The sequence below is a fragment of the Solirubrum puertoriconensis genome, assembly GCF_001483135.1.
Lineage (GTDB): Bacteria > Bacteroidota > Bacteroidia > Cytophagales > Hymenobacteraceae > Solirubrum > Solirubrum puertoriconensis.
In genome coordinates this window covers 607,939-620,437 of record NZ_LNAL01000006.1, presented here as the reverse complement: position 1 = coordinate 620,437, position 12,499 = coordinate 607,939, and the positions used below count along the sequence as shown (strand labels likewise).

Sequence of the window (12,499 nt, the reverse complement as noted above, 5' to 3'; positions counted from 1 at the left end):
GGCCCCGCAACCAGTGTTGCGGGGCCTTGTTTGTTGGGGCGAATACCCTAACTGGCTTTTTCCTGAAACTCTACTGTGTCGATGGGTTCTTCCTCAAGCTGCCCTGGCGCCAGAATGGTCATGCCGATAATGGCTGAAACTGCCGACCCAATAAGCACAGCCAGCTTGGCCAAATCAACAGCGGCTGGGTTTTGGTACGAGAGCGTGGCAATGAAAATGGCCATGGTAAAACCGATGCCCGCCGTAAAGCCCAACCCGATAAACCGGCGCCAGTCGACGTTGGTAGGCAGTTGGCCCTGCCCCATGCGCACCACCAGCCACGTTACGCCCACAATGCCCAGCGGCTTGCCAACTAGCAGCCCCAGCCCAACACCTAGGGCCAAACCCGAGAACAGCTCAGGCACGATATCAGCCGAAAGCACAATGGCCGTATTGCACAAAGCAAACAGCGGCAGAATCAGGTAATTGACGGGCTTTTGCAAGGCGTGCTCCAGGTCTTCGAGCCGATCGGTAGGGATGCTTAGGGCCAGCAACACACCTGCAATGGTGGCGTGTACGCCCGATTTCAGCACGCAAAACCACAGCCCCAAGCCCAGCAGCATATATACTCCAAGCGGCTTCACCTTAAAGCGGTTGAGCATTACCAACACAGCGAAAATGGCGACTGCCCCCAGCAAAAAGCCGGTGTGTATGCCGCTGGTATAAAACGCCGCGATGATGATAACAGCCAGCAGGTCGTCGATGATAGCCAGCGCCGTGAGGAAAACCCGCAGCCCAAATGGCACCCTATCGCCCAACAACGACAGAATACCTAGGGAAAAGGCAATATCGGTAGCCGTAGGAATGGCCCAGCCCGATGCGGCCGGGGTGCCACGCGTAAACGCCAAGTGTATAATAGCCGGAAACAACACACCTCCGATGGCCGCAAGGGCTGGCAGCAAGGCCTGCCGCGGTTCAGCCAGCTCGCCGTAGAGCACCTCGCGCTTGATTTCGAGGCCAACCAAAAAAAAGAAGATGGCCATGAGCCCGTCGTTGATCCAGTGCGACACGGATTTATCGAGCGGGCCGTAGCCAACGTGGGTTTCCCAGAATGCTAGGTAGCCAGGGCCGGCCGTCGTGTTGCTTAGCACCAACGATACCACGGTGGCTAGCAACAGTAGTAAGCCGGCAAGTTTTCCGCTCTCCGAGAGTTCGCGAATGGGGCTGATGATGCGTCGGAGGGGCATAGAACAAATAAACTCGAGCCACGAACCGGGCGCACAAGCCCGGATGCTGGCAAAATTGGCACATTATGCGTCGGCCGGTTGGCTATTCATTGCTTACGGCTCCAGCACTATTGCTGCTACGAAAACAAAGCAAAATTACGGCTCAAATTTTAAGCATACTCTACAAAAAGTATCTTTCCGATTTGCAATTTAAGGGTCTATTAGTGGGGCAATAGCTTGCATAATGTTGTTCTGAGCGGCTTTTGGCGGGTTTGTAATCTTTGGCATACACCGCCGCCGAAGCGCCTGAAAACACTAGGTTTGTCATTATGCCTAGCTCCACCCCCTCTGCCCGCTCGTTGCTGTTGCTGCTGCTTTGCCTCGTGCACCTAGGCCAAGCGCAGGCGCAGCGTAAAACCAAAGCCTACTTTCCGCCCGCCAGCAATTGGGAGCAACGCCGGCCCGAAGCCATGGGCATGAACCCCGCCGCGCTGCAAGAGGCCGTGCAGTACGCCATTGCCAACGAAAGCAAAGCCCCGCGCGACCTGCGTGATGCGCACTACCAGAGCGCCTTCGGGCGCGAGCCTTTCGGCTACCCCATCGGGCCCATGAAGGAGCGCGGCGCCCCCACCGGGCTCATCATCAAAAACGGTTACATCGTGGCGCAATGGGGCGAGCCGCAGCGCGTCGACCTCACCTTCAGCGTAGCCAAAAGCTTTGTTTCGACGATGGTGGGCCTAGCCCACCAGCATGGCCTCATTCGCAGCCTCGACGACAAAGTAGCGCCCTACATGGCGCCCATCATTACCTTCAACCCCTGGAACACCCCGGCTAACAAAGCCGACGAGCTGGGCCAGCAGGATGTAATTGAGTTGTTCGATACCGAGCACAACCGCCTCATTAATTGGGACCACCTGCTGCGCCAAACTTCCGACTGGGAAGGCACGCTGTGGGGCAAACCCGATTGGGCCGACCGCCCGCAGGGCCCCGCCACCGAATGGCGCACGCGGCCGCGCAACGCTCCGGGCTCGGTATATAAGTACAACGACACCCGCGTGAACGTGCTGGCCTTGGCCATCATGAATGTGTGGCGCCGCCCGCTGCCGCAGGTGCTCAAAGAGCGCATCATGGACCCCATCGGCGCTTCCAGCTCGTGGCGCTGGACGGGCTACGAAAACTCCTGGGTGGTGATGGACGGCGTGCCCATGCAGGCCGTAAGTGGCGGTTCGCATTGGGGCGGTGGCCTGTTTATCTCGGCGCTCGATCAAGCCCGTTTCGGTTACCTCACATTGCGCGGTGGCCAGTGGAACGGCAAGCAGCTGATTGCCCCTGGGTGGCTGAAACTGGCCCGCACTCCAACACCCGCGCAGCCCACCTACGGCTTCATGAACTACTTCCTGAACACCGACCGCAAGCTGTACCCCAGTGCGCCTGCTACGGCCTTTGCTCACCTAGGAGCCGGTGCCAACATCGTGTACGTGGATCAGGAAAACGACCTCGTGATTGTTGCCCGCTGGATCGAGGACAAAGCCATGGACGGCCTTATCCAAAGAGTGCTGAAAAGCCTTGGCAAGTAACTTCGCTGCCGTATTCCGCAGGCTTCAACCATTAGCCCCAAGCACCCGCCCCGCATGAATTTGTTTGTAGTTGGAGATGTGCACGGCTGCTACCACACCTTCGAGGCCTTGCTGCGGCATTGGAAGCCAGCCGAAGAGCTGCTCATCCAAGTTGGCGACTTGGTAGACCGGGGCCGCTACAGCCCCGAGTGCGTGCAGCTGGCCCGCGAGCTGGAAGCGCAGCACCCCGGCCGCACGGCCTTTTTGCTCGGCAACCACGAGTACGAAATGCTCATTCACTACGGCCCCGATGGGCCCAATAAAAACTGGCTGAGTTGGGGCGGCAAAAGCACCGTGGCGCAATACAACGGCCGCGACGACTTGCTGCGCGAGCACCTGGCTTGGATAACCCAGCGCCCCATGGCTTGGGAGAATGCCCACGTGGTAGTAAGCCACGCCGGCATTGCTGATACCGCCGACCCCTTCGACCCTGATAATACTGATGGCATCCTGTGGCGCCGCGGCCCCTTGCGGCACCTAGGCAAGCGGCAAGTGCTAGGCCACACCCCCACCGACAACGGCCGCTATTACCACGATACAGCTCACGATGCACTCTACATCGATACTGGGGCTTACACTGGGTCATGCCTTACGGGCGTGCGCCTTGCTCCTACGGGCGAAATCCTGGAGCATTTTTCGGTGCCTACCATTGCGCACGATATCGACTAGGCTCCTATCCTGCTGATAATTAACTGTAAATGCCCGCTCCCACCTCCTTCGAAATGGCCGCTGCCCTACAGCACCTCAGCCAAGCCGACCCCATCTTGGCCGCCCTCATTGCACAAGGCCGCCCTATTAAGCCCTCAGCGCACGAAGACCTGTACCTAGCCTTATTGAAGGCAGTTGTGAGCCAGCAGATCTCGACCAAAGCCGCCGCTGCCATCTGGCGCAAGCTCGAAAGCCTGTTTAAGCCCGACGGCTACCCCGAGCCCAACGTGCTGGTACACCTCTCCGACGACGAGCTGCGTGCCGTGGGCATTTCGAAGCAAAAAGCCGGTTACCTGCGGGCTATTGCCGAGTTTGCCCTGCAAGGTCAGCTCGACCATGCCCACCTTTCGCAGCTTGATGAGGACGCCTTTACTCAGCACCTCATCCAAATAAAAGGTGTAGGCCGCTGGACGGCCCAAATGCTGCAGATGTTCGCCCTCGACCAGCCCGATGTTTTCGCCGAAGGTGACCTAGGAATTCAGAACGCCATGCGCCGCCACTACCAACTCGAGGAAGCCGGCCGCGCGCTACTGCGCCGCATGACAGAATTGGCCGAACCGTGGCGCCCTTACCGCTCAGTAGCATGCAAGTACCTGTGGCAGTCTTTGGACAACGAGCCTAAGCCTTAGCGTTAGGCAGCAACGCTACTTCTACGCCTGTTTTTCTTTTTTCTGATCGAGGTATGCCACGATCATGGCAATGAAAATGCTCACGTAGGGCAGCAGCATGCCAATGATAAACCAGCGCCAAAACGGCCTGCCCTGGGCTATGTACGTGGTGATGAGCGCGCTGAAAAACGTGAGAACAACGCAGATAATCAGTAACGGGAAGTCAATCATTTCAAAAGAGGAAACTGGCTAGCGCACTTTGCCGCGCTTTACCAGGTAAGCGTACAGCACCCGGTCGAATGGTTCGCGAATATCGACGGGTACAAAATCGATGCGATACTGGCCGCAGCGCTCGGCCAGCTCCTGCGTAAACTGCTGCATAGCGGCGCGGTACTGCTCGCGCACCTGCGCCGGGCTCAGCTTTACCCGCTCTCCGGTTTCAACGTCCTCAAACACGTAGGGGCGTTCGGCAAAATCGAAATCGGCTTCGGTGGCGCGGTCCATCACGTGAAACAGCAGCACCTCGTGGTGCTGGTGGCGCAAGTGCTGCAAGGCGGCCAGCGTGTCGGCTTGCTTTTGCTGGCTGCGCCCGAGCATATCCGAAAAGATGATGACAAGCGAGCGTTTGGGGATTTGCTGCGCAATCTGGTGAATTACCCTGGCCACCTCGGTGCCGCCGCGCTCGGTGGGTGCCTGCCGCTCCATTAGCTGCTGCAGCTGCAGCAATAAGGTGTGGCGGTGCGTGCTGGTAGAGCGCACGGGCGTTTGTATCTCCACTTTGTCGGAAAACGTGACGAGCCCTACCGCGTCGCGCTGCTTTTGCAGGAGCGTGGCCAGCGCCGCGGCGCACAGCACCGAAAAGTGCAGCTTGTCGTTGCTCGGCCGCGGGTAGTACATCGACGACGACACGTCGAGCAGAATGTGGCAGCGCAGGTTGGTTTCCTCCTCGTAGCGCTTCACAAAAAGCTTATCGGTGCGGGCCAGCACTTTCCAATCGAGGTGGCGGGTGCTTTCGCCGGGGTTGTAGAGGCGGTGCTCCGAAAACTCCACCGAAAAGCCGTGGTACGGCGACTGGTGCAAGCCCGTGATAAAACCATCGACCAGCTGACGCGCCAAAAACTCCAGGTTTTCAAACGAGCGGACGGCGGCTAGGTCGAGTGGCTGGGGAGGCATGGCAACGGATAAGGCAGGTGTGCACCAATACAGACTGCGAAAGTAACGCGCAAGTTGCCGGGCAAGTGCCCCCGACGGCCGAGCTACCGCGGAAATGTGCCAGGCTTACGTCAATAAATTGGACCCAAACTTAGCTAGACACTATTTTTTGCAATAAATTTTCATATACCACGCCTAACCGGTAGCTTTAGCCGGAGATTTTTCAATCTTCTCAGAATAACCCAATCAAGTTTCCATTTCTTCATCTTTAAGCTGGACCCCGTGGAAGACCGCTACGAACAGGACGAGATTTATTCCCAGCGCATTAAAGCCGGCAAGCGCACGTATTTCTTCGACGTGAAGGCAACGCGCGGTCAGGACTATTACCTGACGATTACCGAAAGCAAGCGCCGCCTCCGCGACGACGACACTTTCTCCTACGAGAAACACAAGATTTTTCTGTACAAAGAGGACTTCTTGAAATTTGCTGATGCGCTGCAAGATGCCATCGACTACGTGCGCCAAGAGCTGCTCACGCCTGAGGAAGTGGCCGAGCTCGACCGCCCCCGCCCTGCTTTCGAGGATCCTAACCGCTACGACGGCCCTGCCTATACGCCCGACAATTACTAAGCTTTACGGCACCCCTTCTTACGCAACGCGCTTCCGCCGCGGCTCCGGCCTAGGTGGTGGCGCGTTGTTGCTTTTGCAGTAGCCAGTTTATACGCAGTGTGATTATGAAACCGGCCCTACGCCTCTTTGCTCAATTCCTGGTTTTCTGGTTCGTATCTCACGCTATCCTCACCACTTTGGATGGCCTCGACGACAATCCGCAACCGGCCGATTGCATCCTGATCCTAGGCAACACAGTTAATCCCAATGGCACGCTGTCGGCTCGCTTGCAGGCGCGGCTCGACAAAGGCTTGGAGTTGTATCGGCAAAAGCTGGCTCCCGTTGTGATGGTGAGCGGTGGGCTCGGCAAAGAGGGCCATTACGAAGGCCGGGCTATGGCTGCTTATCTCGAAGCTGCTGGCGTCCCTGCCGATGCCATCATCGAGGATAACCTAGGAAACACCACGCGGGCTACGGCCCAAAACTTTGCTGCTGTGGCGCAACGCCAGCAATTGGGCTCGGTGCTAGTTGTGTCGCAATTCTACCATATTACCCGCACCAAAATGCTCCTAAAGCAACAAGGCAACCATCAGGTATACGGAGCACACGCAGACTATTTCGAGCTTCGGGATATGTACAGCCTCTTGCGCGAAATTCCGGCGTATTACCGCTACGCGTTCAACTAAGCGGCTAAACACAACGGAGAGGAGCCTAGCATTCGGCCCACTTCTGTTTCATCTGTGCTAACCCCGTCGGTGCTTCGTACCTTTGCCCCCGCATTAGGCCCTAGGTCTAGTTCAGCACTCAGAACTCAACATTCAGAATTATAGAAAGACATGGGTCTTCGCTGCGGTATTGTCGGGCTGCCTAACGTAGGTAAGTCTACCCTGTTCAACGCGTTGTCGAACGCCAAGGCCGAGTCGGCCAACTACCCCTTCTGCACCATCGAGCCCAACGTGGGCGTGGTAACCGTGCCCGATGCGCGCCTGCAAGTGCTGGAGGAGATTGTGAAGCCCGAGCGCGTGGTGCCCACCATCGTGGAGTTCGTCGACATTGCCGGCCTCGTAAAAGGCGCCTCCAAGGGCGAAGGCCTCGGCAACAAGTTCTTGGCCAACATCCGCGAGGTTGATGCCATCATCCACGTAGTGCGCTGCTTCGACGACCCCAACATCGTGCACGTAGCCGGCGGCGTCGACCCCGTGTTCGACAAAGACGTAATCGACACAGAGCTGCAGCTGAAAGACCTCGAAAGCATCGACAAGAAGCTGCAGAAGTCGGAGCGCTCGGCCAAGAGCGGCGACGCCGTAGCGAAGAAAGAGGTTGCCGCGCTGCAACGCTTCAAGGCGCACCTGGAGGCTGGCAACAACGCCCGCTCGCTCGATGCTTCGGAAGAAGAACTGGCGGCCGTTGAAGACCTGCAGCTGCTCACCATCAAGCCGGTTATCTACGCTGCCAACGTTGACGAAGCTAGCATCCCAGCCGGCGGCAACAAGTACGTAGATGCCCTGCGCGCCCATATTGCCAACGAAAACGCCCAGGTAGTGGTGATTTCGGCCGCCATCGAATCGCAGATTGCCGAAATGGACGACCCCGAGGAAAAAGCTATGTTCCTGGGTGAGTACGGCCTCACGGAGTCGGGCCTGGATAAGCTCATCCGCGCTTCGTACGACATCCTGAACCTGATTACCTACTTCACCGCCGGTGTGAAGGAAGTACGCGCCTGGACCATCCACCGCGGCGACAAAGCCCCGGCCGCAGCCGGCGTCATCCACTCTGATTTCGAGAAAGGCTTCATCCGCGCCGAGGTAATCAAGCTGGCCGACTACGAGCAGTACCGCTCGGAAGCCAAGATCAAAGAAGCCGGCAAAATGGCTGTGGAAGGCAAGGAATACGTGGTGCAGGACGGCGACATCATGCACTTCCGCTTCAACGTGTAATCAGGATTATTCTAGCTGGTCATGCAGAGGCGAAGCCGAAGCATCTCGCTGAATAGTAACTTCAACGCCCCGGCCGGAATTCGGCCGGGGCGTTTTCTGTTCGGTCTTCGCACCAACATATGATGGAGGAATCACTAAATCAGCATATTATCAAGCCACTAAATTCAGCCTGTGGCCGTAAGCTGCAGGCCGTGTGCTACCACGACATTTATCCGGAACACGACCTTATTAACAATCAACATGGCACCGACATCATTGCCCTTCAACTGGAGCTTTCCTTTGAAGGCGGGGCCTAGGTTGTATTTCAGTTGGACCAACGTAGAAGGCTGGATGAGTTACAGCCTAGGCATATCACACGAGTCCTTTTGCCAGGCTCTCGAGCGTTACGAACCCAGTTCAGCATACTGGCAGCGTTGCCTAAGCCAGTGCTTAACCACATTCTCCGTATACGGGCTCAAGGAAGAAACGTGGTTTGAAGAAGGAACTGAGGGCAAGAAGTCGGTAACGTATTTCAACGAGCCGCATTTGGTAGTACTGACGTTCGGCGAGCACCAAGTGGGCATCGCCAACTGGTACGCTGAAGATGATTTCGTGCCACGCTTACCGATCGGCGACGACGTGTGGATCTTGTTTGAGCCAGCAGAAATTGAAAGACACATAAAAGGGCTAAGCCTTGACAAACTCGAAGCCTAGCCCTTTGAAGTATGGCCGTCAGAGTTACTTGCCGACCACCTTAAACAGCTGCCCAGCCGTCATCTTATCGGTGGTTTTCATGCCATTCAAAATAGCCATTTCTTCGTAGCGCCTGCTAGGTACGCCGTTGGCCGCCAGCGCCGAAGCTAGGGTTTGGCCGGCTTTGGCGGTTTTGATGCGCACGCGCTCGGGCTGGCGGTTGATTTTGTTGGCATCGGTGAGGCGGCGGAAACCTTGGGCCACGCGCTGGAACGTGGGGCCATAGGAGCTGAAGGTGCTGGGTGCGCTCATGCCCACCAGGGCATAAATGGTTTGGCCATCCTGAATAAGATAGGACAGCGTACGCGCCGTAATGCCCTGTTGGCCCTGCTGGTTCTGGCCGATTTGGTCGCCTTGCACGGCAATAGCCGGGAAGCTGTTGATGGTGGTGCGTGAAGCCTGGGCATTTTGCAGCTTTAGCTGCTCAGCTAAGGCTTGGGCGGCTTGGTCGAGGGAGTTGCCGGGGGCTAGCAGCAGCACTTGCACGGCCTGGCCATTGGGCTCAGCCATCTGAAATTGCTGCGGCGAGTTTTGGGTTTTCCAGCCCTGCGGCACCGGAAATTGAAACTTCAGCTCGGGGTGGTAAAAGGCGCCGGATTCTACGTAGCCCTGGCGCGGGTCGTCGCCGTAGGCCAGGCCGTCGATCATGCGTAGGTACTGGTCGCGGTTTACGGCCAGCTGGCGGCCGGCTTGCTGCTCGGCTTGCACGGCCATTTTTTTCACGTTCTGGTAGCGGTCGGCCGAGTTCGGGTGCGACGACAAGAACGTGGGCACCGTGGCAGCGCCGCTGCTTTGCTCGGTGCGTTGCAAGGTCAGGAAGAAATCGGCCATGGAAGCCGGGTCGTAGCCGATTTTGCTGGAGTACTTCACCCCGAGCTGGTCGGATTCGTTTTCGTCGTCGCGGCCGTACTTCAGCAGCCCCAGGCCCGCCACCTGCGACAAGGGCTGCGCCAGCGAGGCCACGCGCCGCGACAAGATAGAACCCAGGATAAGCGCCCCGTTGGCAATGGTGGAGCGGGTTTGCTGCTTCTGGCCGTGGCGCGCCGTAATGTGGCCAATTTCGTGGCCCAGCACACCGGCAAACTGCGCTTCGTTGTTGAAGTGCGCCATAATGCCGCGCGTAAAGTACACGTGGCCATCGGGGGTGGCGAAGGCGTTGATGATGGGCGAATCGACGATGGTGAAGCCTTTTACATCGGCGGGGCGGTCGGAAATACGCCCCATTTGCAGGCCTTTCTCGTCGATGTAGCTCTGCAGCTTGGCGTTGTCGAGCAGGCCAAACATGGCAACTACCTGCGGATCGGGCTGCGCCCCTTGCACGGGCGCACGGTTAGCTGGTGCGTAAAAGGCAGGACTGGTAGAGCCAGCCAGCGGGAGCAGCAGGCCAAGCAGGGCCAAAGGCCGGAGTCGGCGGAGCAAGTTGGTATGCATATGAATGGTAAGAAGTGTCGGGGTGGGAAAGTTGTTACGAGAGCAACTATGCCTGCAACGGTTCAGATGCAGGCTAAGGTTACGAGTAGTACAACCGTTGGCCTACGCCGGGGTATTCCGCCAGCAGCAAGATGGCCCTAGGTACCCGGGCATTTGCCAATACCGGGCCAATTGCTTTTTGCCGTACTTGCAGGCTGCTCCACAATCGTTATGAACATTCAGCCCATCCTCGATCATTTTCAGCAGCTCAGCCCCGAAGAGCAAACCAAGGAAGTATACGCGCACTTCGGGCTGGCCGTGTACTTCGGCCAAGCCGTGGAGCAGCAGCTGGCCAACATGCTCATCTTTGATAAGCTGTTTCAGGTGAAGCCCGAAACGCCGGAGCAATACACAGCTTTGTTTGAGGAGTACGCCGCAGCCGCGAAGCCCGCCGGTATTTTGGCCATCGAAACGCAAATGGCTTATCAGCTAGCCGATGCCGACCGCGACGAGCTGCAGCAAGTTTTAATGTTGCGCGAATACCTGGCCGACACGTATTTCAAGGTACATGCCCAGCGGCTGCTGCAGCCCGAGCACAAAGGGCAGCTGGTAGCCGACTTTGCAGGCTTTCAGGCGCGGGCGCGGGCCCTGCACAACCGCCTGCAACAATACCAGCAACAGTACGTGGAGCGCACCGGCGTAGATGCCGAGCTGATGCAGCAAACCTGGGCCACGGTAGTGCGCGACACGCAGCGCGCCCTGGGGCAGGCCTCCGAGTGAATGGGCTTAATTACTCCATCCTAGGGTTGCCCCTGCTGCTGCTGTGCCCTAGGTGGTAACTGAACGTCATGCAGAGGCGCAGCCAAAGCATCTCTCCTGATAGTAACCTTCTATCCAGCGAAGCGGCAGAGATGCTTCGGCAAACGGACGCCAGATGAAGCATGACCCGTTTCATCCTTTCCAGGCACAGCCTGGGTGCGCGGCCGATCAGCGGCGGAAAGGGCTGGGCTGCGAGGTGCGCACTTGGGCGCCGTTTACTACCAGCGGGCGGTAACCAACAAGCAAATCGGTGCGGGTGCCGGGCGGGCGGTAATACACCAGAATATCGTACTGGTTTTGGGTGAGTTGGTAGCTGCCCTCAAAGTAGCCTGCATCGGGCACGGCGCCGGGCTGGCCCACCACAAAGTAGTAGTTGTAGTAGCCCTGCTTGAGCAGCGCGCGGCCGGTGTAAAGCTGCTGGGCGGCGTTGTAGGTTAGCTTGAAGTCCTCCTTGAGCTTCCAATCGGTGAGGGCGCCGAACACGTACACGGGGCCAGGCGCTACGCTGGGGGCGCGCAGCTGAAAGGTCGTCCAGACGTAATCGGCGTTGGTGGCGCCGTTGCCGTATTCGCGGCTCTCGAACACGCGCTGCCCGTCGGCGTCCTCGTACTGGGTGTAGGCCCGCTCGGCGCGGCTTTCTTCGGGCAGTAGCAGTACCTCGCGCGGCGAGGATTGGATGTTGAGCTGAGCTACGCCTACCCCCATGGTGCGCAAGGAGCGCAAATCGGCAAACCGAAACTCGTTGAACGCCGGAAAGGCATTCTCGAAGTTGAAGTACTGGTAATCGAGCTGTTGCTCGGCATCGCGCACAAACGTGGGCCGCAGGTTGTACTTGGCGTTGTCCCAGCGGAAGTTCTGACGCATCACCACCTTGGTTTCCACGGCCGGGTTCACGAGGGGGTAGTTGCCGTAGCGGATAACGAAGTCAATTTGCTGCATGGTGTAGCGGGCGTTGCCGCCGGGCGCCAAGCCCAGCTGCGCCCCCACTTCTACCAGGTTATCGAACACCAACAAACGCCGCGACAACACCGGCTGCCGGGTGGTGCCATCTTGCACTACCAGCAGGAAATTGCCCGACAGCTTAACCGCCGGAACAGGCAAGCGGTAGTGAAAATACGGCACCTGCGTACCCACCGAGGTGCGGTACTGCATGAGGTTGAATTCGTTGATTTCGTTAAGGAACTGCAGATCCGTGAGGACGGAGGGCGTCCAGTCGGCATTGCAGTGCACAAGGCGCGCGGTGAGGCGGCGGCTCTGGCTGCCCAAAATATCGAACTCCAGCACCATGCTGCCACTGGCCGACAGCGGCACCACCGGCGGGCTGAAAATTTCGGTGGGCTGCCCCGTGGCGGCGTAGCACTGCACGCTCAGCACGTCGGGGTCGTAAATGGCATCCTCGAAGCGCAGCTGCTGATTGGCCCTAGGTGCCTGCACGGCGCTACCCTGCCCGGGGCGGCCGGCGTTGGGGTCGGTGATGGGCGTACCCAGGGGCACGCAGGCAGTGGCGGCAAGTAACAGTAAAATAGAGGCGGAGCTACGGAGCATACTAGCAAGTACGATTCGGCCAAAACTAGGGCTAAATGCTCGATTCTCTTCTCAACTGTTGAAAGGCTGAAAAGCTGAATTATTTGTGCTGTAAATAAACAGTCACTTTATAAAGCTAGGGCCAAGAAGCTAGTTCCCCTCCTCAGATGAGGAGGGGC

The 12,499-nt window shown here is 58.1% G+C and carries 13 protein-coding genes; 8 read left to right on the top strand and 5 right to left on the bottom strand.

Annotated features, from left to right (window positions below; genetic code table 11):
• Positions 1-47: 47 nt before the first annotated feature.
• Positions 48-1,226, bottom strand: coding sequence for a Na+/H+ antiporter NhaA (nhaA, locus tag ASU33_RS07495; protein WP_078062957.1), 1,179 nt, complete (start codon positions 1,224-1,226; stop codon positions 48-50).
• A gap of 308 nt (positions 1,227-1,534) precedes the next feature.
• On the opposite strand from nhaA, the gene ASU33_RS07490 reads away from it, so the two are divergent.
• The 3 genes from ASU33_RS07490 to ASU33_RS07480 are packed head-to-tail and all read left to right on the top strand — an operon-like array spanning position 1,535 to position 4,158.
• Positions 1,535-2,782 carry a serine hydrolase domain-containing protein gene (locus ASU33_RS07490; protein ID WP_078062956.1) on the top strand — a complete coding sequence of 416 codons (1,248 nt, stop codon included), beginning with the start codon at positions 1,535-1,537 and terminating at the stop codon, positions 2,780-2,782.
• Positions 2,783-2,836: 54 nt separating this feature from the next.
• Positions 2,837-3,490 carry a metallophosphoesterase gene (locus ASU33_RS07485; RefSeq protein WP_059069802.1) on the top strand — a complete coding sequence of 218 codons (654 nt, stop codon included), beginning with the start codon at positions 2,837-2,839 and terminating at the stop codon, positions 3,488-3,490.
• Positions 3,491-3,543: 53 nt separating this feature from the next.
• Positions 3,544-4,158 carry a DNA-3-methyladenine glycosylase family protein gene (locus tag ASU33_RS07480; RefSeq protein WP_286130433.1) on the top strand — a complete coding sequence of 205 codons (615 nt, stop codon included), beginning with the start codon at positions 3,544-3,546 and terminating at the stop codon, positions 4,156-4,158.
• A 21-nt stretch (positions 4,159-4,179) separates the two neighbouring features.
• On the opposite strand, the gene ASU33_RS07475 is transcribed toward ASU33_RS07480, so the two are convergent.
• Positions 4,180-4,368, bottom strand: a complete 189-nt coding sequence (locus ASU33_RS07475; protein ID WP_059069797.1) for a hypothetical protein — start codon at positions 4,366-4,368, stop codon at positions 4,180-4,182.
• An 18-nt stretch (positions 4,369-4,386) separates the two neighbouring features.
• Positions 4,387-5,310 (bottom strand): DUF58 domain-containing protein, encoded by a 924-nt coding sequence (locus tag ASU33_RS07470; RefSeq protein ID WP_059069795.1) that lies wholly within the window; start codon positions 5,308-5,310, stop codon positions 4,387-4,389.
• Between the two features lie 261 nt (positions 5,311-5,571).
• Between ASU33_RS07470 and ASU33_RS07465 the strand changes: the two genes are divergently transcribed.
• The 4 genes from ASU33_RS07465 to ASU33_RS07450 all read left to right on the top strand — a co-directional run bounded on the left by ASU33_RS07465 (position 5,572) and on the right by ASU33_RS07450 (position 8,528).
• Complete coding sequence (locus ASU33_RS07465; protein WP_059069793.1) at positions 5,572-5,919, top strand: DUF3276 family protein; 348 nt, start codon at positions 5,572-5,574, stop codon at positions 5,917-5,919.
• Positions 5,920-6,023: 104 nt separating this feature from the next.
• Complete coding sequence (locus tag ASU33_RS07460) at positions 6,024-6,584, top strand: YdcF family protein (protein ID WP_149867098.1); 561 nt, start codon at positions 6,024-6,026, stop codon at positions 6,582-6,584.
• A 150-nt stretch (positions 6,585-6,734) separates the two neighbouring features.
• A complete protein-coding gene (gene ychF / locus ASU33_RS07455; RefSeq protein ID WP_059069790.1) occupies positions 6,735-7,835 on the top strand; it encodes a redox-regulated ATPase YchF in 1,101 nt (366 codons plus the stop codon).
• A gap of 240 nt (positions 7,836-8,075) precedes the next feature.
• On the top strand, positions 8,076-8,528 hold the full coding sequence (locus ASU33_RS07450) for a hypothetical protein (protein WP_149867097.1): 453 nt from the start codon (positions 8,076-8,078) through the stop codon (positions 8,526-8,528).
• Between the two features lie 24 nt (positions 8,529-8,552).
• Here the strand turns inward: ASU33_RS07450 and ASU33_RS07445 are convergent, their stop codons facing one another.
• Positions 8,553-9,998: a M48 family metalloprotease gene (locus tag ASU33_RS07445; protein ID WP_059069786.1), complete on the bottom strand. Its 1,446-nt coding sequence runs from the start codon at positions 9,996-9,998 to the stop codon at positions 8,553-8,555.
• A gap of 210 nt (positions 9,999-10,208) precedes the next feature.
• On the opposite strand from ASU33_RS07445, the gene ASU33_RS07440 reads away from it, so the two are divergent.
• Entirely contained in the window at positions 10,209-10,757 is a 549-nt protein-coding gene (locus tag ASU33_RS07440) for a hypothetical protein (protein ID WP_059069784.1), read from the top strand.
• 207 nt (positions 10,758-10,964) lie between these two features.
• On the opposite strand, the gene ASU33_RS07435 is transcribed toward ASU33_RS07440, so the two are convergent.
• Positions 10,965-12,341, bottom strand: coding sequence for a type IX secretion system plug protein (locus ASU33_RS07435; RefSeq protein WP_078062955.1), 1,377 nt, complete (start codon positions 12,339-12,341; stop codon positions 10,965-10,967).
• Between the last annotated feature and the right edge of the window lie 158 nt (positions 12,342-12,499).

Coding starts and splice junctions, on each gene's coding strand:
- nhaA (WP_078062957.1), bottom strand. CDS start 1,226: ATGCCCCTCCGACGCATCATCAGCCCCATTCGCGAACTCTCGGAGAGC.
- ASU33_RS07490 (WP_078062956.1), top strand. CDS start 1,535: ATGCCTAGCTCCACCCCCTCTGCCCGCTCGTTGCTGTTGCTGCTGCTT.
- ASU33_RS07485 (WP_059069802.1), top strand. CDS start 2,837: ATGAATTTGTTTGTAGTTGGAGATGTGCACGGCTGCTACCACACCTTC.
- ASU33_RS07480 (WP_286130433.1), top strand. CDS start 3,544: ATGGCCGCTGCCCTACAGCACCTCAGCCAAGCCGACCCCATCTTGGCC.
- ASU33_RS07475 (WP_059069797.1), bottom strand. CDS start 4,368: ATGATTGACTTCCCGTTACTGATTATCTGCGTTGTTCTCACGTTTTTC.
- ASU33_RS07470 (WP_059069795.1), bottom strand. CDS start 5,310: ATGCCTCCCCAGCCACTCGACCTAGCCGCCGTCCGCTCGTTTGAAAAC.
- ASU33_RS07460 (WP_149867098.1), top strand. CDS start 6,024: ATGAAACCGGCCCTACGCCTCTTTGCTCAATTCCTGGTTTTCTGGTTC.
- ychF (WP_059069790.1), top strand. CDS start 6,735: ATGGGTCTTCGCTGCGGTATTGTCGGGCTGCCTAACGTAGGTAAGTCT.
- ASU33_RS07450 (WP_149867097.1), top strand. CDS start 8,076: ATGGCACCGACATCATTGCCCTTCAACTGGAGCTTTCCTTTGAAGGCG.
- ASU33_RS07445 (WP_059069786.1), bottom strand. CDS start 9,998: ATGCATACCAACTTGCTCCGCCGACTCCGGCCTTTGGCCCTGCTTGGC.
- ASU33_RS07440 (WP_059069784.1), top strand. CDS start 10,209: ATGAACATTCAGCCCATCCTCGATCATTTTCAGCAGCTCAGCCCCGAA.
- ASU33_RS07435 (WP_078062955.1), bottom strand. CDS start 12,341: ATGCTCCGTAGCTCCGCCTCTATTTTACTGTTACTTGCCGCCACTGCC.